This window comes from Arenibacter sp. F20364, from assembly GCF_023015905.1.
Taxonomy (GTDB): Bacteria; Bacteroidota; Bacteroidia; order Flavobacteriales; family Flavobacteriaceae; genus Arenibacter.
Genome location: NZ_JALKBD010000004.1, coordinates 229,319 through 248,583, shown reverse-complemented (window position 1 = coordinate 248,583; position 19,265 = coordinate 229,319). Strand labels below are relative to the sequence as shown.

16 protein-coding genes are annotated in these 19,265 nt (G+C 39.7%); 8 read left to right on the top strand and 8 right to left on the bottom strand.

What is annotated here, in order from left to right:
- Positions 1 to 10 precede the first annotated feature (10 nt).
- Together MWU84_RS05010 and MWU84_RS05005 are read right to left on the bottom strand one after the other, a co-directional pair.
- Positions 11 to 958, bottom strand: coding sequence for an alpha-E domain-containing protein (locus MWU84_RS05010; RefSeq protein WP_246898967.1), 948 nt, complete (start codon positions 956 to 958; stop codon positions 11 to 13).
- Positions 959 to 967: 9 nt separating this feature from the next.
- On the bottom strand, positions 968 to 2,434 hold the full coding sequence (locus tag MWU84_RS05005) for a circularly permuted type 2 ATP-grasp protein (protein WP_246898964.1): 1,467 nt from the start codon (positions 2,432 to 2,434) through the stop codon (positions 968 to 970).
- A 223-nt stretch (positions 2,435 to 2,657) separates the two neighbouring features.
- On the opposite strand from MWU84_RS05005, the gene MWU84_RS05000 reads away from it, so the two are divergent.
- Positions 2,658 to 3,680, top strand: coding sequence for a GntG family PLP-dependent aldolase (locus MWU84_RS05000; protein ID WP_246898961.1), 1,023 nt, complete (start codon positions 2,658 to 2,660; stop codon positions 3,678 to 3,680).
- Here the strand turns inward: MWU84_RS05000 and MWU84_RS04995 are convergent.
- From MWU84_RS04995 to MWU84_RS04980, 4 genes are all read right to left on the bottom strand, one after another.
- Positions 3,675 to 3,998: a YegP family protein gene (locus MWU84_RS04995; RefSeq protein WP_246898959.1), complete on the bottom strand. Its 324-nt coding sequence runs from the start codon at positions 3,996 to 3,998 to the stop codon at positions 3,675 to 3,677. The genes MWU84_RS05000 and MWU84_RS04995 overlap by 6 nt on opposite strands.
- A gap of 319 nt (positions 3,999 to 4,317) precedes the next feature.
- Positions 4,318 to 5,529: a tryptophan synthase subunit beta gene (gene trpB, locus MWU84_RS04990; protein ID WP_246898957.1), complete on the bottom strand. Its 1,212-nt coding sequence runs from the start codon at positions 5,527 to 5,529 to the stop codon at positions 4,318 to 4,320.
- Positions 5,530 to 5,767: 238 nt separating this feature from the next.
- Positions 5,768 to 6,226: a thioredoxin family protein gene (locus tag MWU84_RS04985; RefSeq protein WP_246898954.1), complete on the bottom strand. Its 459-nt coding sequence runs from the start codon at positions 6,224 to 6,226 to the stop codon at positions 5,768 to 5,770.
- A gap of 45 nt (positions 6,227 to 6,271) precedes the next feature.
- Entirely contained in the window at positions 6,272 to 6,598 is a 327-nt protein-coding gene (locus MWU84_RS04980) for a YbaB/EbfC family nucleoid-associated protein (RefSeq protein WP_246898952.1), read from the bottom strand.
- Positions 6,599 to 6,788: 190 nt separating this feature from the next.
- Between MWU84_RS04980 and MWU84_RS04975 the strand changes: the two genes are divergently transcribed.
- From MWU84_RS04975 to MWU84_RS04965, 3 genes are all read left to right on the top strand, one after another.
- Positions 6,789 to 8,849 carry a S9 family peptidase gene (locus tag MWU84_RS04975; protein ID WP_246898949.1) on the top strand — a complete coding sequence of 687 codons (2,061 nt, stop codon included), beginning with the start codon at positions 6,789 to 6,791 and terminating at the stop codon, positions 8,847 to 8,849.
- 83 nt (positions 8,850 to 8,932) lie between these two features.
- The gene (locus tag MWU84_RS04970) at positions 8,933 to 9,973 is read left to right on the top strand and encodes a cysteine synthase family protein (protein ID WP_246898948.1); all 1,041 of its coding nucleotides are present in this window, start codon (positions 8,933 to 8,935) and stop codon (positions 9,971 to 9,973) included.
- Positions 9,974 to 10,097: 124 nt separating this feature from the next.
- The gene (locus tag MWU84_RS04965; RefSeq protein WP_031444414.1) at positions 10,098 to 11,357 is read left to right on the top strand and encodes an aminotransferase class I/II-fold pyridoxal phosphate-dependent enzyme; all 1,260 of its coding nucleotides are present in this window, start codon (positions 10,098 to 10,100) and stop codon (positions 11,355 to 11,357) included.
- A gap of 95 nt (positions 11,358 to 11,452) precedes the next feature.
- Here MWU84_RS04965 and MWU84_RS04960 read toward each other — a convergent pair whose 3' ends face one another.
- Together MWU84_RS04960 and MWU84_RS04955 are read right to left on the bottom strand one after the other, a co-directional pair.
- Positions 11,453 to 12,571: a GNAT family N-acetyltransferase gene (locus MWU84_RS04960; RefSeq protein ID WP_246898947.1), complete on the bottom strand. Its 1,119-nt coding sequence runs from the start codon at positions 12,569 to 12,571 to the stop codon at positions 11,453 to 11,455.
- 68 nt (positions 12,572 to 12,639) lie between these two features.
- Complete coding sequence (locus tag MWU84_RS04955; protein WP_246898945.1) at positions 12,640 to 13,716, bottom strand: transporter; 1,077 nt, start codon at positions 13,714 to 13,716, stop codon at positions 12,640 to 12,642.
- 88 nt (positions 13,717 to 13,804) lie between these two features.
- Here MWU84_RS04955 and MWU84_RS04950 point away from each other — a divergent pair, with 88 nt between their 5' ends.
- From MWU84_RS04950 to MWU84_RS04935, 4 genes are read left to right on the top strand one after another with little or no spacing between them, the layout of a single operon-like run.
- Positions 13,805 to 14,068 (top strand): DUF4834 family protein, encoded by a 264-nt coding sequence (locus MWU84_RS04950; RefSeq protein WP_246898941.1) that lies wholly within the window; start codon positions 13,805 to 13,807, stop codon positions 14,066 to 14,068.
- Positions 14,069 to 14,087: 19 nt separating this feature from the next.
- Positions 14,088 to 16,523, top strand: a complete 2,436-nt coding sequence (locus MWU84_RS04945) for a YfhO family protein (RefSeq protein ID WP_246898938.1) — start codon at positions 14,088 to 14,090, stop codon at positions 16,521 to 16,523.
- A complete protein-coding gene (locus MWU84_RS04940; protein ID WP_246898935.1) occupies positions 16,523 to 17,803 on the top strand; it encodes a glycosyltransferase family 4 protein in 1,281 nt (426 codons plus the stop codon). Before MWU84_RS04945 ends, MWU84_RS04940 begins: the two co-directional genes overlap by 1 nt.
- A complete protein-coding gene (locus MWU84_RS04935; RefSeq protein ID WP_246898933.1) occupies positions 17,794 to 19,263 on the top strand; it encodes a polysaccharide biosynthesis C-terminal domain-containing protein in 1,470 nt (489 codons plus the stop codon). Before MWU84_RS04940 ends, MWU84_RS04935 begins: the two co-directional genes overlap by 10 nt.
- Positions 19,264 to 19,265: the final 2 nt, after the last annotated feature.

Here is a 19,265-nt window from a genome sequence, read left to right as displayed (position 1 = left end):
TGCTTTAACTTCAATAGTTAAAAAACTCTTTTTCCATTTTAACACTAATCTGCAATAGATTATGTAGGATCTTTTCAATGAAGCTCTGAATGTCCTCTTCGATTTCCTCAGCAAATTTAAATTCATATTCGCCTTTTACCTTACTAATTAAAAATGCGGTGGAATTTTTATTGGGAGCTTTGGATTCATCCAAAACCCTAATGTGTTTGTGGACCTGATTGATACTGTTTATAACGGATCTGGGACAATCTGGATTTAATATTAGGAACTCTAACGTGGAAATGCTTGTTGGGGTCTTTTTATAGAACCTGCGCATCATGTCATATGATTCCACACATTTGAGCAATGTGATCCATTCAAAGCTATGGCCTATTTTATCCCCATAACTGCCTTTGGCCTTAACGGCATCATTGTATTTGGCATTGATGATCCGGATTACTTGTGTGGCCCTTTCCAAATTTATTCCGAGCATGATAATGGCGTAAACCTCATCATGCAAAAGGGTGCCGCGTATCTTACCTCTTAAAATGGCGGTCATTTCTGTGACATTTACCGTAAAATCGTATAATCCCTTTTTGGTGAAATCCTCTATTGAATAATTGATTACGAAATGATAAAATTTGTTAATGGATTCATACAGTTCGGTAGAAATAAGGTCTCTTGCACTGTTGGCATTCTCCCTGGCAAATTTCACATGGTTAATAATGGAATAGGGTATATTGGGATTTAGCCCGATGTTGTATAGAATTTCTTCCTCATTTAGAATAATGGTATTGTCCTTAACAGGTTCCCCTACCATAAACATCATGGATTGCAGTACAAATTGTCGGGACTGTGACAGCTCGTTTGGTGCGTCCAAGGACGAGAAATAATTAACATTTAAATATCTGGCAATATGTTCGGCGCGTTCAATATAACGGCCCATCCAAAATAGATTATTGGCAACTCTTGCTAACATAGGATTGATTTATTTTTTTAGTACCCAGGTGTCCTTGGAACCCCCGCCTTGTGAAGAATTTACAATCAGATTCCCTCTTTTGAGCGCAACCCTTGAAAGTCCTCCCTTTAGAACAAATTCCTTTTTATCCCCTAAGAGTGTAAAGGTCCTTAAGTCTACATGTCGTTGTTCAAAGGACTCCGTGTCATCTATATAGGTGGGGTGCACCGATAATGACATAATGGGTTGGGCAATATATTTTCTTGGACTTTGTTTAATTTCCTCTTGGACTACCTTTATTTCCTCCTTGGTGAGTCGGTTACCAATGGAAATACCATAGCCACCTGCTTCGTCCACAGGTTTTATGACTAGTTCTTGAATATGTTCCAGGACATATTTAAGTTCGTCCGGCCTGCTGCAGTGGTAGGTATGGACATTGTTAAGAATTGGGGATTCGTCCAAATAATACTTAATTATTTCCGGCATATAGGTATAGATGGCCTTATCGTCTGCTACACCCGTTCCGGGGGCATTTGCCAAGCAGACATTGCCTTTCTTGTAGGCGGTGAAAAGCCCGGGTACTCCCAAGGCCGAATCGGGTTTAAATTCTAAGGGGTCCAAGTATTGGTCGTCTACCCTACGGTAAATAACATCAACTTTTATTGGGCCGCTAATAGTCTTCATGTACACAAAATCGTTCTCTACAAACAAATCCCGACCTTCTACCAATTCCACGCCCATAGCCTTTGCCAGATATGAATGTTCATAAAAGGCAGAATTGTACATCCCAGGGGTAAGCACCACGCAATTAGGAACATCCACCCCTTTTGGTTTTACGCTTTCCAGAATCTCTAACAGGTTTTCGGCGTAATTGGTTACCGAATGGGTTTTGTAGTGGTTGAAAACCCCAAAAAGAGCCCTCTTTAAGGCGGTGCGATTACAAATAACATAACTTACACCGGAGGGACATCGAATATTGTCTTCAAGCACATAATAATTTCCGTCAGAGTGCTTTATGATATCAGTGCCCGATATGTGATTGTAAATACCTCCTGGCGGATCAACACCTATCATTTGATGTAGGTAGTTGGCAGAGGAACTTATAAGATCTAAGGGGACTACCCCGTCCTTGATAATCTTTTTATCGTGATAAACGTCCCATAAGAATAAGTTCAAGGCCTTACTGCGTTGAATGGATCCCTTTTCTATGATTTCCCATTCATCTTCATCTATAATTCTTGGAAAAAGATCAAAAGGGAATATTTTCTCCTGGGTCTCTTTGTTTTCATATACCTGAAAAGTAATCCCTTGGTTAAAGAAGGACGATTTTGCCTTATTGTTCAGCTGTACATAATCCTGAATGGAGTGGTTTCCATACAACTCGAACAATTTTTGATAGACATTTTTGGCAATGCCATTGGGATCAAAGACTTCATCAAAAAGATTGGTATTGTTTATATAAGATGAAAATATGGGTTTTTTTAGGTCCTGATTCATACGCCTATTTTTCCCTAATTTACTTTATTTTAATTGCTTATCCACGTTTTAATTATAATTCGGTTAGATAATTATCCATTGTTAAAAAATGTGATGGGATTATTGATGATTCCTGTCAATTGACATGAAAAAAATCCCTACTTGAAAATATATGGTAGGTTTTATATAATTTTAGAATCTTAATTCATTAGGTTGAATTCAATTCATATAATTATTACCCTTTATGCAGATAAACCTAATCAGTGACACGGTAACAAGACCCACCCCGGAAATGCTTCAAGCTATGATGGCAGCTGAAGTAGGTGATGATGTTTTTAAAAATGATCCCACAGTGAATAGGCTGGAAAAAATGATGGCGAAGTTGTTCGGAATGGAAGCCGCCTTGTTTTTTCCAAGTGGTACCATGGCCAATCAAACAGCTATTAAGCTGCATACCCAACAGGGGGAGCAGTTAATATGTGATAAGTATGCCCATGTTTATAATTATGAAGGGGGAGGGGTAAGCTTTAATAGTGGTGTTTCCTGTAGATTGGTAGATGGTCATAGAGGAATGATGACAGCAAGTCAAGTCGAGGAAGTAATTAATCCGCCGGACTTCTATCATAGCCCTTTAACATCTTTGGTTTGTATTGAGAATACCACGAATAAAGGTGGAGGGGCCTGTTGCAACTTGGAGGAATTGAGGGCCATTGGAAAGGTTTGTGACAAGCATCAATTAAAATATCATTTGGATGGAGCACGACTTTGGAATGCCCTGATTGCCAAAAATGAAGCGCCCATGGATTACGGGGCCTTGTTCCATACTATAAGTGTTTGTTTAAGCAAGGGGCTGGGATGTCCCGTAGGTTCCGTTTTGTTGGGGGATAAGGAGCATATTGACAAAGCCATTAGGGTTAGGAAGGTACTAGGTGGTGGCATGCGACAAGCGGGCTATCTTGCGGCAGCCGGAATTTATGCTTTGGAAAATAATAGGGAACGATTGGCGGAGGACCATAGGAAGGCCAGGGAAATAAGTTTGCTGTTGAACGGTTTGCCGTACATTAAAAAGGTGGAACCTACGGAGACCAATATTGTTATTTTCGAGATCGATGAAAAGCAAATGACCACTGATGATTTTTTGGACAAACTGAGAAAAAGGAATATTCAAATTATAGGTATGGGGCAAAAAAAACTGCGTATCGTTACCCATTTGGATTATACCGATGCCATGCACGAAGCTTTTCTGGATGTTCTTTCAAAATTATAAGCCAATAGCATCAGGTAAAAGAGAGATACTTGTTTTTAAATTTTTTATACCATTTTCCATTCCGGCCTCGGAACTATAAAGCATAGAGTGGCCAATAATTTTGCCTCCACTATTCTTCATGGTGAAAAGAAATTTGCCGTTATAGTCGGTCTTGCGCTCAAAAACCGAAGATTGCCCAATTAGGACCTTAAGACTGGCAATGGTCTCGTCAATCTCCTCCCTGTTTTTGAAGGCAATACTGGTCAGAAGGGTCTGTCCGCTTTCGGATTGCAGACTGAAGGTATAGGTGGTATCAGATTCCTTGTTTATTTGTAGCATAGCCTATGGCAACTTTTTTTAAAGTTACACAAAAAAATGTGAATCTTTAATTTTAAACACCATATCTAAATATTTTTCCAACAAGGGAGATAGAAGCCTGCACAAGGGGTAGGAGCGGTTTTTATTGTATCCATTTGGAAGGATAGGGAATGCCTTTTTGCAAATTCTCGGCGAAGTTGGGTACAATCCCTAAAGTTCTCAGAGCGGCTTGGATGGGCCTCAAAAAATGGGTACATCTGTTATTGGTTTCCTCAAAAAAAAGGCGCCAAAATAGCTATGGGTTTTAGCCTTTGGACGCCCTTCCATATAGGTTTGAAAATTATTCCCGATCTTCGGGCAGCCCATAGGTATCTACCACATAATCCAGATCTTTGTCACCCCTGCCACTTAGGTTGACCAAAATGGAGGACTGTGGATCCTGTTGTGCCAATTTAATGGCATAGGCCACTGCATGGGCGCTTTCCAAGGCAGGGATAATTCCTTCCATGCGACTTAATTCAAAAAAGGCATCCACTGTTTCCTGGTCCGAAACAACGTCATAGGTTACTTTTTTAAGATCCTTTAGCATACTGTGTTCAGGGCCCACTCCAGGATAATCCAAGCCACTGGCAACGGAATGTACTGCGCCAGGTTCCCCTTTGTCGTCCTTCAACATATAACATTTAAAACCATGGATTACTCCAGGGCTGCCCAAGGTCATAGTGGCGGCATGTTCACCGTACTCCAAGGAGCGGCCACCAGGTTCAACACCGTATAAGGTACATTCCGGTTCCTCTAAAAAGGAGGAGAATATCCCCATGGCATTACTTCCCCCGCCTACACAGGCTACCACCCTATCCGGCAATTCCCCCGTCATTTCAACAAACTGTTCTTTGGCTTCAATGCCTACTACACGCTGAAAATCCCGCACCATCATTGGAAAGGGATGTGGTCCAACCACAGAGCCTATACAATATATGGTACTTATAGGGTCCTTTAAATATGCTTCAAAGGCAGAATCCACGGCTTCCTTTAATGTTTTTAGGCCATGGGAAACGGGTACTACTTTTGCGCCTAGGATTTTCATCCTAACCACGTTGGGATGTTCCTTTGCAATATCCACTTCTCCCATGTGTATTTCACATTCCAACCCAAAATAGGCAGCTGCGGTTGCCAAGGCAACACCGTGTTGTCCGGCTCCTGTCTCTGCAATTAGTTTCTTTTTGCCCAAGTGTTTTGCCAAAAGCGCCTCACCCATACAATGGTTGAGTTTATGTGCCCCTGTATGATTTAGATCTTCTCGTTTAAGATATATTCTTCCCCCGTATTTTTCGGAGAGCCTGTTGCAGTAATAAACCGGAGTTGGCCTACCCTGATAGTGTTTGCGAATGCTGCGTAGTTCCGAAATAAAATTATGCGATTTGCTTATGGAATAATAAGCGTCAGTAATTTTTTTCATTTCCTCTTCAAGAACGGGCGGGATAAAGGATCCGCCATACTCTTTAAAAAAACCATTTTTGTCCGGATAGGTCTTAAAATAATTGTCCGTCATAATAAAGGAGAATTTTATAATTGTTAATTAAGGTTTTCGGCAATAAAATTACCCTTACAATTATAATCAATTTTAGGTCAATTTCGCCTTTTTGAGGACGGGAATATAGGATTTTGTCGGCTAGAATAAGGTATTTGGCAATAGCCAAATAATTGGTAATACCAGATTTTAAATTTGGATTTAGAAAAAAAAGAATTTTAGATTACCTGGTAAAGGAGGAAACGGCTTTGGATTAAAATTACATTTTTCTATTCCTTCTGAGAAAATCCAAATACTTCTCCACATCCATCTTGGAACCATAACCGGAAAGTGAGGCCACTTCTTTTTCTTCGGCACTGACCAAACTAATAAGTGGAAAAATGCCCTTTTTGTTCCATTGGGATAATAAGGCCTTGTTCTGTTTCATTTCTTCTGGGCTAAGACGTTCTTTCTTTCTGGGTAAATCCACATATAGAAGTACATAGTCCTTGGCCACTTCCTTGAACTGGCTAGTATCGAACAAGTCTTTTTTTAAAGCCTTACAGGGAGAGCACCAATCACTGCCCGTAAAGTACATAAGAATGTTGGAATTGGTTTTTTTTGCAACTATTTGCGCATTCTCGTAATCGGTCAGCCAATCTGTTTCCTGAATGTTGCTACTGGTATTTTGAGCATTTAAAAGGAAAGGAAACAATACTAGGAAGAATACATACTTCATTGGTGCAAGTTTTGATTAAAAAGGCTGTGATAAACTTAGTGAAATTTATTTTAAAAACGAATCCATTCCAGGAATGTTGGGCATTCCTTCCTTGGCAACAGCTGCCAATTCATTCTCATTAATAGTTGTGGCCTTTTCTATAGCCTTGTTAAGGGTAAGGATCAAATAATCTTCCAGTTGTTCCTTATCCTGTAAAAGTCGATCATCTATAGTGATGGATTTAATTGTTCTATTGGCCGTTATACTTACTTTGAGCAAATCATCCGGAGATTTCTCGTCAAGTATTACGGTATTCATTCGTTCCTTAGTGGCTTTTACTTTTTCCTGGGTTTCCTTTAATTTTCCCAACATGCCCATCATATCTCCAAACATAACTTTAAATTTAAAAAGTTGATAAGACAAAATTACTAAAATGATTGGGATATATTGGAATTAAAGGTGACAGTAATTGATGGGGCCTGCTAATGGTTTGGTCAATATAATTATGGATAAAGCTCATAATTAATCAGGTCGGTTGCATTTAAATATTATTTTTGCGCTTCTTATAAAACATACCACACTCATGCAGCGGGAATTAAAAGCACCAAGTGCAAAAAAAATTGAGAAGCAATTAATAAAGCACAATGATGTAAGAATAGATGATTACTATTGGTTGAACGAAAGGGAAAACCCGGAGGTTACTGCTTTTTTGGAACAGGAAAACGCATACTACGAGGCTATGACGGGCCACACCAATGACCTTAAGGACAATTTGTTCCTGGAGATGAAGTCCAGGATCAAGGAAGACGATTCCTCAGTGCCCTATAAGTTCAATGGCTACTGGTATGCTACCCGGTATGAGTTGGGGAAAGAGTATCCCATTTTTGCCAGACGTTTTGAAAACGAGGATGCCGTTGAGGAAATAATGTTCAACTGCAACCTTATGGCGGAGGGGTCGGATTATTTTAACTTGGGGGGCTTGTCCATAAGTCCCAACAACGAACTGGCAGCTTTTGGTGTGGATACGGTTTCCCGTAGGCAATACACCTTACAAATAAAAAATTTACGCACCCAAGAGATATTTGCGGATAAAATAGAAAACACAACGGGCAGCTCGGTATGGGCCAATGACAATAAGACTTTGTTTTATACCAAAAAAGATCCTGTTACCCTTAGATCCAATAATATCTATAGGCATATACTGGGGACATCTCCAGAGGAGGATGAACTGGTTTTTCACGAGGAGGACGAAACCTTTACCACCTTCGTATACAAAACTAAATCAAAAGAATTTATAGTTATTGGTTCTTCCAGTACATTGACCAGTGAATTTCAAATTCTTAGGGCGGATGATCCGAATGGAGAATTTCATGTGTTTTCAAAAAGGGTCAGGGGGTTGGAATATTCCCTAACCCATTACGAAGACAATTTTTATATACTGACCAATATGGAAGGGGCAACCAATTTTAAATTGATGACCACCCCAGAGGACCAGACCGAAGCCGAACATTGGGTAGAATTTATTCCACACAGGGAGGAAGTTTTACTTGAAGATATTGAGATGTTCAATGACTACTACGTGTTGTCCGAGCGCGAGAATGGCTTAAATAAGTTGAAGATTGTGCGATGGGATACTGGGGAGAGCTATTATTTGCCCTTTGACAATGAAACCTATACGGCCTATGTAGGTACCAACCCGGACTTTGACACTGAAATTCTCAGATATGGGTATAATTCCATGACTACCCCTAGTTCCATCATCGATTTCAATATGAGGACCAAGGAAAAGGAGATTAAAAAGGAACAAGAGGTTTTGGGCGGAAATTTTAATAAGGAAAACTATATTTCCGAACGAATTTGGGCACCGGCCAGAGATGGCAAAAAAGTTCCTATCTCATTGGTCTATCACAAAAACACAAAATTGGACGGTTCAAGTCCGTTATTGCAATACGCTTATGGCTCTTATGGGCATACTATAGATCCCTATTTTTCCACTGTACGCTTAAGTCTTTTGGATAGAGGTTTTATATATGCCATAGCCCATGTTAGGGGCGGGGAGTATCTGGGGCGAAAGTGGTATGAGGAAGGAAGATTGCTGAACAAGATCAATACGTTTACCGATTTTATTGATTGTTCCAAATTTTTGATCGATCAAAAGTATACAAGTGCCGAACACCTTTATGCTTCGGGAGGATCTGCCGGTGGACTTTTAATGGGCGCTATAGTCAATCTGTGCCCGGAAATCTATCACGGTGTTATTGCAGCCGTACCGTTTGTGGATGTGCTTACGACCATGTTGGACAATACCATTCCACTGACTACAGGGGAATATGATGAATGGGGCAATCCCAATGAAAAGGAATACTATGATTATATGAAATCGTATTCGCCATATGACAATGTATCCCGACAATTGCAACCAAATATGCTGGTTATTACTGGATTTCACGATTCCCAGGTGCAATATTTTGAACCAGCAAAATGGGTTGCCAAACTTAGGGAGTATAAAACCGATAATAATTTATTGTTGTTCAATATTAATATGGATGCGGGTCATGGCGGTGCTTCAGGCCGTTTTGAATCGCTAAAAGAAGTGGCAAAAGAATATGCATTTTTGTTAGATTTAGAGCATAAAATTCGATAATCAAAAAAAAAGACTAATTTTGTCCTATGAATATTGACATAAATTAATTAGATGTCGATAAGTTCTAAACCTAGAAACTGTTTATGGAACATAAGATAAACGCTTATAACAACCTCCTAGAACTTGTAGGAAACACCCCATTAATCAAACTAAATAAAATAGCTGCCAACTTAGAAGGTAATTTTTACGCTAAGGTGGAAGGTTTTAACCCAGGACACTCTTCCAAAGATCGCATTGCCCTTTACATCATTGAAGAGGCGGAGCGCAGGGGAATTTTAAAGGAGGGGAGTACCATTATAGAAACCACTTCAGGGAATACGGGATTTAGCATTGCCATGATCAGTATCATAAAAGGCTATGAATGCATCTTGGCCGTAAGTTCAAAATCTTCCAAGGATAAAATAGATATGCTGAGATCCATGGGGGCCAAAGTATATGTTTGTCCTGCGCACGTAAGTGCCGATGATCCTAGATCCTATTATGAAGTAGCAAAAAGGTTGCATGAAGAAACGGAGGGATCTATATACATCAATCAATATTTTAACGATTTAAACGCCGATGCCCATTATAAAAGTACGGGACCTGAAATTTGGCAACAGACCAATGGGCACATTACCCATTTAATAGCTTGTAGTGGAACGGGAGGGACCATTTCCGGAACCGCTAAGTATCTAAAGGAACAAAATCCGAATATCCGCGTAATAGGTGTGGATGCCTATGGTTCCGTTCTTAAAAAGTACCATGAGACAGGGGAATTGGATACCAAGGAAATTTATCCATACCGTATTGAAGGTTTGGGTAAAAACCTGATCCCTACTGCCACCAATTTCAAGGTAATAGATGAATTTATTAAGGTTACCGACGAAGAAAGTGCCCATACCGCTAGGGAGATATCCAGAACAGAAGGCCTTTTTGTAGGATACACAAGTGGCGCTGTAATGCAGGCCGTAAGGCAACTGGAAGAAATGGGGGAGTTTAATGAAAATAGCAATGTGGTGGTTATTTTTCCAGATCATGGTTCCAGGTATATGAGTAAGATATACAGTGACCAATGGATGGCCGACCAAGGTTTCTTTGATAGTAAAAATGTTGAAGAACCTCAAAAAATAGAATTTGTAAAGTAAAGGTTATGCAAAATTTATGATGTAAAAAGCAACGGTTCATAAGTCGTTGCTTTTTATGTATTAAATAAGTTGCATATGCATATTAAAAATATATACTTTTGCACTAATAATCAACGTAGTCTAGATGAGAGATTTATTTGACAGAATTATCGAGAATAAAGGTCCTTTAGGAAAATGGGCCTCACAAGCTGAGGGATATTTTGTATTTCCTAAATTGGAAGGTCCTATATCCAACAGGATGAAGTTTCAAGGAAAGGAAGTAATCACTTGGAGTATTAATGATTACTTGGGATTGGCTAATTTGCCGGAAGTGAAGAAGGTAGATGGCGAGGCAGCATTGGAGTACGGTGCGGCTTTTCCCATGGGGGCTAGAATGATGAGTGGTCATACCGAATTCCACGAACAATTGGAACAGGAATTGGCGGCTTTTGTTAAAAAGGAATCTGCTTATTTATTGAACTTTGGGTACCAGGGAATGGTTTCTGCCATTGATGCTTTGGTTTCCAAAGATGATATTATTGTTTACGATGTTGATGCTCATGCCTGTATTATAGATGGCGTACGTTTACATATGGGTAAGCGTTTTACCTTTAAGCATAATGACATTGAAAGTCTTGAGAAAAACTTGGATCGTGCCGTTAAAATGGCAGAACAGACCGGAGGAGGTATTTTGGTAATATCCGAAGGTGTTTTTGGAATGCGTGGGGAGCAGGGCAAGCTTAAGGAAATTGTTGCGCTAAAGAAAAAGTATAAATTTAGATTGTTCGTAGATGACGCACATGGTTTTGGAACCTTGGGTGAAACCGGAGCCGGAGCAGGTGAGGAGCAGGGAATACAGGATGATATAGACGTTTACTTTGCAACTTTTGCCAAATCCATGGCCGGAATCGGAGCTTTTTTGGCTGCGGATAAAGAGATTATAGAATACCTTAAATACAACTTGCGGTCTCAAATGTTCGCCAAATCATTACCAATGATTTATGTGAAAGGAGCGCTAAAAAGGTTGGATATGCTACGCACCCAACCAGAACTTAAGGCCAAACTTTGGGAGAATGTTAATGCATTGCAGAACGGACTAAAGGAAAGAGGTTTTGATATAGGTACCACCACTAGCTGTGTTACACCAGTATATCTTAACGGTAGTATTCCAGAAGCCATGGCATTGGTAAAGGATTTAAGGGAGAATTTTGGTATTTTCTGTTCCATTGTAGTGTATCCGGTAATTCCTAAGGGCTTGATTCTTTTAAGAATGATTCCAACGGCCACACATACCTTACAGGATGTATCCGAAACCTTGGAGGCCTTCTCTGTAATACGTGAGCGATTACAGAATGGTACTTACAAAAGGCTGTCTGCGGCGGTAGCGGCAGCGATGGGAGAATAGAACTATTTCCACTTACATAAAAAAAGCCAACTTATTATTTAAGTTGGTTTTTTTTAGTTTTGGAATTTTTTTGAAATTCGGCCCCTTGGATCCGTTTAAAGATCCTTTTTGTAGGTCCTTCTTCGCTTATATATTTTTGGGTCGAAATGTTTCCATAATTGGCGAATGGCCACGTTTTCCTCCAATTCTGGTGTCCTAACACATTTTTCTATTCCCTTGGCCTTAAAAGTCTTGTAATACTCATTGAACATTACTGCTGTAACACCTTTGTTCTGGTATTCCGGAAGTACCCCGATCAAATAAAATATTACCTCTTTGCTGTTTTTCTTTGCACTCAGCAAATGAAATATGCCAAAAGGGAACAATTTTCCTTTCGCTTTCTGCAAGGCCTTGGAAAATGAAGGCATTACTATTCCGAACGCTATCAATTTGTCATCCTTATCCAATATAAATTTGATATACTCGGGATTGATAAAACTGATGTATTTTTTCTTAAAGTATTCTTTTTGGATGTCGGTGATACGGACAAAAGAAGAGAGGGAGGAATAGGTCTCGTTAAAAAGATCGAACATCTTATCTGCCCAAGGCATAACGTCCTGGGTTTTAGTAAAGTTCAATTCCTTTACGCCGTAGCGTTTTCGTACCAGTTCGTTGGCCTTTTGAAAGAATTTGGGCTCCGCATTGCTAAAGGGGAATTTATTTTCCATGTATTCCTTTTCCTTTACAAACCCACAGCGTTCAAAATGATCAACATAGTAAGGATGGTTGTACCAGGTAATCATGGTGCCTATCTCATCAAACCCTTCGGTTAGGACACCTACTTTGTCCAGATTGGAAAAACCTACAGGCCCTTCCATGTAGGACAACTTGTGTTCCTTTCCTATTTCGGACACCTTATTGAGCAGCGCCTCTGTAACTTCAAAGTCATCCACAAAATCGAACCAACCAAAACGCATCTTTTTTACCTGCTGTTGGTTCACTTCCAATCTATTTACAATGGCCACGACCCTACCAACGATCTTATCGTTTTTATAAGCTAGATAAAACCATGCATCGGCATCCTTAAAAACAGGATTTTTGCTTTTGTCAAAGGACTCCAGTTCGTCATTAATGATTGGAGGGACCCAATACGGGGAATCCTTGTAAAGTGTAAAAGGAAATTTTACGAAATCCTTAAGTTCCGATTTTGTTTTTGCTTCTTTTAGAGTAACCATACCATGTTTCTTGTATGGGTCAATATTAGCAATATTAATCTATAGGAAAAAGGACAAGAGTTATTTTGTTAGAAATCAATTTCAGAATCGTCCCTGTTCTTTTCCTTTTTCTTTAATTTTCGAAGTTGCTTCTTTGTAGGCCCTAAATCTATATCCTCAGCACCGGAACCTTTATTTTTCTTTTTTTTCTTTTTCTTCATGGCGTTCTTATTAATGGGCCCGCCGTTTTCCCCAGCTTTTTGATCCGTTATGGCCTTCACCTTGTCCTTGTGCATGTCTATCCTATAGGAGAATCCCATTGTAGCAAAAATTCTACTCGGTGTATTCTTAAAACTAGCGCCCAAGTTCATATCCACTTGCATATTTTCACCCAACAAATGGGCAACACCACCTCGTAATAGTACGTCCGAATACCGATCACTTCTTATCCCTTGGTTTTCTACAAAGACACTCCATTTGGGGTCTCTAAAGGCGTGGGATAAGGATACCGTATAGTTCCATTCCGGGAAATCAGTGCCCAATCTGTCATAGGCAATATTGGAAATAAGTACAAATCTAGGGGTGAGCCTGCTTTGTGTGGCAACCATTACCCTCGGGGAAACCGTGGGGTCGCCACGGTAAAAGGGATTGTCACCCAATACAAAATTGGCTCCTGCGTAGACCGATACGGCAGGGATTAGGTTTTTTAGCTTAAAACCATAGTTGGCCTTCCAGCTATAAAGATTTGGCTTGTTGTTTTCCGGATTCTTAAAAGGGTCGTAAATTAAAAATTTTAAGCCTATCCTATTTCTGGAAAAATCAGTGTTCTTGATTTCTACCCCTGTGTTGGTATATATTTTATTTTGATTGTCGAAAGTACCTTCATAATTCAATTCCAAAGTCTCGAAAAACAAACCATATCGCAATGACAGATCGGCTCCAAAAATATTGGATTCGGTAGCTAGCTTTGAGTGATCCTGTTGTTCATAAGCAACGCCAAATTCGGCCTGTAAAACGTTGGTGCCAATAGCATACGCACTTACGGATAGTCCAGGGCGGTTGGAGTTGATGACATCGGTGTATTGTGAAAATGCGACCATTGGAATGCTGAAAATTCCAAATATTAGTATTTTCAAAAGGCGTTTCGGTGAAACATTATACTCCATAGGTACTATTTTATTATTATTTTAAGACTTTTGCACTATTAATACAACGTTAGAATTGTACTTTTGATATAAAATTTGTCAACTTATTATGGGTTTTTTAAAAACGATACTAATTGTACTCTTAGTATACTATTTGCTTAAAATTCTGGCGAAATGGTTTGCTCCTAAATTGTTCAGGTACGCGGCAAAGAAGACAGAGGAACATTTTAAGGAAAGGTTTGAGGGCTTTGCCGATCAGCAAGCCCAGGATGAAGGGCAAATAGGTGAAGTTATAATTGATAAGAAAACGACCAAGAAAAAGAACAGCTCAAAAAATGTTGGAGAATACATAGATTTTGAGGAAATTGAATAACCATTTACCATAACCAAACATGAGAAACGGTCTAAGAGCCTTTTTTATCCATTTTTTTGTAACCGTATTTTTTATAATTGTCGCTCTGGCCTATTTCCATCCCGTTCTACAAGGGAAAGTGATAGAACAATCCGATATCGTCCAATTTACGGGCATGGCCAAGGAACAGAATGATTTTCGAAAGAAAACTGGGGAGGAGCCGTATTGGACCAATGGAGCCTTCGGCGGAATGCCTACATATCAATTGGGAGCCTATTATCCGCATGATTATGTAAAAAAATTGGATAGGATTATCCGGTTTTTACCTAGGCCTGCAGATTACCTTTTTATATATCTTATCGGGTTTTATATTTTGCTATCTTGTCTCAAGGTGGATTATAAGTTGGCAGTATTGGGAGCTCTGGCCTTTGGTTTCTCTACCTATATGATCATTATATTAGGGGTAGGACACAATGCAAAGGCACATGCCATTGGCTATATGCCCATGCTGTTGGGGGGAATTATTTTGGTATTTAGGAAGAAATACCTCTGGGGGTTCCTGTTAACCGCCATTGCCATGGCTTTGGAAGTGGGCGCCAACCACTATCAAATGACCTACTATTTTATGTTATTGGTTCTTATACTTGGGGTTGTATATTTAGTGGATGCCATAAAGAAGAAAAAATTGAAACATTTTGGTATTTCGGTCGGAATCCTAGTTTTGGCGGTTTTGATAGGAATAGCAGCAAATGCTACTAGCTTAATGGCTACCAAGGAGTATGCCGATTGGAGTACGAGAGGTGCATCCGATCTTACTATAAATGCGAATGGAGAGCCCAAAGAAAGCGGTTCCGGTCTGGATAGGGAATATATTACCCAATATAGCTACGGCATTGTAGAATCCTTGAATTTGTTTGTGCCCAGGCTTTTCGGTGGTTCTGGTGGCGAAGATTTGGGCGCCGATTCCAAAACCTATGCCTTTTTGACCGAAAATGGCATATCCAGGACCAAAGCATTGGATTTCACCAGTGCCTTGCCACTGTATTGGGGAGATCAGCCTATTGTTGCCGCTCCGGCTTATATAGGGGCCGTAATATTCTTTCTCTTTATTCTGGGCCTATTTTTGGTAAGGGGAAAAGCAAAATGGTGGCTTTTGGGAGGTGCTATAATGGCACTCCTTCTTTCATGGGGCAAAAATTTTGGACTCCTCACGGATGTAATGATCGATTATTTTCCGTTGTACAATAAATTTAGGGCCGTTTCATCCATTCAGGTCATTCTTGAACTCTGCGTTCCTGTAATGGCCGTCTTGGCCTTGGTACAACTCTTTGATAATAAAGTGGATGCCTCTAAGAAACTAAAGGATCTAAAATTAACTTTTTTCATTGCCTTAGGCCTTGGCGTAGTTCTTTTCCTGGTAAAGGGAATGTTCAGCTTTGCAGGGCAGAGCGATGAAACTTATAGGCAGTATTATGGCGATGACATCGTATCCCTTATTATAGCCGATCGCAAGGCCGTTTATAATTCGGACATATTTAGGTCGCTGATCTACGTTGCCCTGGCAGTATTGGTAATATGGTTCTTTTTAAAGGACATATTAAAACAAAATTTGGTAATTATTCTCTTGGGTGTGCTGGTAGTGTTCGATTTGGTCGGCGTTGCGAAGCGTTACGTAAATGAGGACGATTTTGTAGCCAAACGAAGAATGCTGGAACCCTTTCAGGAGACAGATGCGGATCGACAGATAGCCCAAGATACGACCGTTTTTAGGGTGTACGACCCTTCAGAGATCGGAGGGGGAGGCCGCACAGCTTACTTTCACCAGTCCATCTGGGGGTATCACGCCGCTAAACCGGCTGGAATGCAGAATTTGTTCGACTTCCATATTTCCAAAAACAATGTTAGGGTGCTAAGTATGCTCAATGTTAAATATGTGATGCAGCAAGATGAAGAGGGCAGGACGTATCCCGCAATAAATCCCGATGCCAATGGCAATGCATGGTTTATTAACGAATTGGTACCGGTATATAATGCCGATGACGAAATAATGGCATTGAATACATTGGATGTGAAGCACAGGGCGGTTTTTAATAAATCGAAGTTTGCCAATTTGAATGAGCTCAACTATAAAACCGACTCTACGGCGAGTATAAGGCTTACCCAATATGAGCCCAATCATTTAACGTATAGTTCCAATAATGGCCATCCAGGGATTGCCGTATTTTCAGAGATGTACTATCCACATGGTTGGAATGCCTATATTGACGGTAGTTTACAGGAACATTTTGAAGTGAATTACGTTTTAAGAGCCTTGGAGATACCGGCAGGCAAGCATAAGATCGAGTTTAAGTTTGAGCCTAGCCTCATTAAAACCGGAGGCAATATAACCATGGCTAGTTCCATACTCTTGGTACTGGTACTATTTTTTGGAATTGGCCATGCCTTTTGGATATCTCGGAAAAAACCAACGGCTTAATGCAGAAGGTACTCATCATCACGTATTATTGGCCTCCGGCAGGTGGACCGGGAGTACAGCGATGGTTGAAATTTGTGAAGTACCTTAGGGATTTTGAAATAGAACCTATAGTCTATATTCCGGAAAACCCTAATTATCCCATTATAGACGAATCATTATTGGATGGGATACCTGAGGGAATAAAGGTGTATAAGAAGCCAATTTTTGAGCCCTATGGCTTTGCTCGATTTTTTTCGAAGAAGAAGACCAAGCAGATCAGTGCAGGTATCATCAATTCCAAAAATCAATCCAGCTTGGAAAAATTGTTGTTATGGATACGTGGTAATCTGTTTATTCCCGATGCAAGAAAGTTTTGGATAAAACCCTCGGTCAAATTTTTGGGGGATGTCATCGAGAAGGAAAAGATAGGAACTGTTATAACCACCGGTCCACCACATAGTCTACATCTTATAGGTCTTGAATTAAAAAAGCGCAACAAAGTTAGATGGATTACCGACTTTAGGGATCCATGGACTTCTATTGGCTATCACAAAAAATTGAAACTTAGCGTTTCTTCCCAAGCAAAGCACAAACAGCTGGAGCACTTGGTACTGAATGAAGCCGATAAAATAATAGTGACCAGTGATTCTACACAACGGGAGTTTTCCAAAATAACCCAAAAGCCTATTACCGTTATTACCAATGGGTATGACACCATTGAGGGTAATCCCGTGACCTTGGATAATGATTTCACCATTTCCCATATTGGATCCTTGCTTACCGGTAGAAACCCTTTGAACCTTTGGAAGGCACTATCGGAATTAATTTACGAAGTCCCTGATTTTAAAAAGAGTTTCAAATTGCAATTGGCAGGTGTTATTAGTTCTGATGTTTTGGAAAGTATCTATTTTTATGGTCTTCAACCTTACACCAAATTACTCGGCTATTTTTCGCATGATAAAGCTGTCCAATATCAAAGGAAGTCCCAAGTATTATTGTTGATAGAGATAGATTCTGAAGAGACTCAAGGCATTATCCCAGGAAAGGTATTTGAATATATGGCCGCAAAAAGGCCTATCTTGGGTGTTGGCCCTAGCAATTGGGATGTAGGCGAAATTATCGCCGGGTCCAATACAGGCAAGACCTTTGATTACCAACAGTACAACGAAATGAAAAGTACTTTGTTGGAATGGTTTCAAGATTATAAAAAGAAACAATTGGCATTGCCTTTTGCGGAGGTTGAGCAGTATCATCGAAGGGAATTAACTGGAAAGTTGTCCAAGTATTTAGCATGGGAATAGTCTTAAAACAATCTTTAAACAATACTTTGATTACCTATGGTGGCTTTGCCATAGGAGCATTGAACCTGCTATTTCTGTACACAAGGTTTTTGACTGACGAATATTTTGGATTGGTTAATGTAATATTATCGGCATCATCGGTTTTAATGCCTCTATTGGCATTTGGGATTCCCAATGCCATGGTCAAATATTATTCTGGTTTCCAAGGGCTTAGTGCTAAGGATGGGTTTTTGACCTTAATGGTGTTACTTCCTCTGGTGCTTATTGTGCCTATTGGAGCCATTTCCTATCTGGCCAATGAAACAATTGGTGATTTTTTGTCCAAGGAGAACCCAATTGTGAAAGGATATGTGTGGCATATTTTTATTATAGGTGTGGCAATGGCTTATTTTGAGGTGTTTTACGCCTGGGCCAAGGTTCAAATGAAGTCGGTTTTCGGGAACTTCATGAAGGAAGTATTCAGCAGAATAGTGGTTACCCTGCTGCTTTTGCTGATTTATTTTGAAATAATTTCGGTATTGACCTTTCTCAATGCCCTGGTAGGGATGTATATTCTTAGGACCCTTATCATGCAGGTCTATGCCTTAAGATTGCTCAACCTAAAGTTAGATTTCAATCTTCCTTCCAACACCCGTGAAATTATAAGTTATAGTACTCTTATTATATTGGGCGGATCTGCAGCTATCGTTCTGTTGGAGGTAGATAAAGTAATGATAAATCAGTTCATAGAAATTAAAAATGTGGCCTATTACAGTGTTGCTGGGTACATAGCAACCGTTATTGCGGTTCCGTCCCGGTCCATGCACAATATTACCTATCCTTTAACTGCGGAAATATTGTATAAAAAGGATATCAAAGCCCTTAAAACACTATATCAAAAAAGTTCACTGACTTTGTTTATAGTTTCCGGACTCATATTTATTTTAATTATTTTAAACCTGAACGATTTGTACAATTTACTGCCCGATTCATATCGCGGTGGATATGTAATCGTTTTTATCATAGGAGTGGCCAGGGTCTATGATGCGCTATTGGGGAACAACAATGCCATAATGTACAATTCCGACTATTATCGGGCACTGCTTCTTATGGGGGTTGCATTGGCCTTTCTAACCATTTTATTGAACCTTTGGCTAATTCCAAAATACGGCTTGGATGGCGCGGCCATTGCTAGTTTTATGGCTTTTTTTATTTATAATACTATAAAATTGGGTTTTGTGAAGCTAAAATTTGGTATTCAGCCCATTACCAAGGAGACTCTTAAAGTTGTCTTTCTTCTTTTAATGCTATCGGGCGTTTTTTACTATATATCCTTTCCTTTCCATCCGCTGGTGAATATAGCCCTAAAGAGTGTTTTGGTCCTATTCTGTTATATTTTTGTCTTATACCGCTTTAGAATATCCGAAGATGTATATGGAGCAATCTCATTTTATTTAGGAAAGTTTGGAAGTAAAAAATAAGA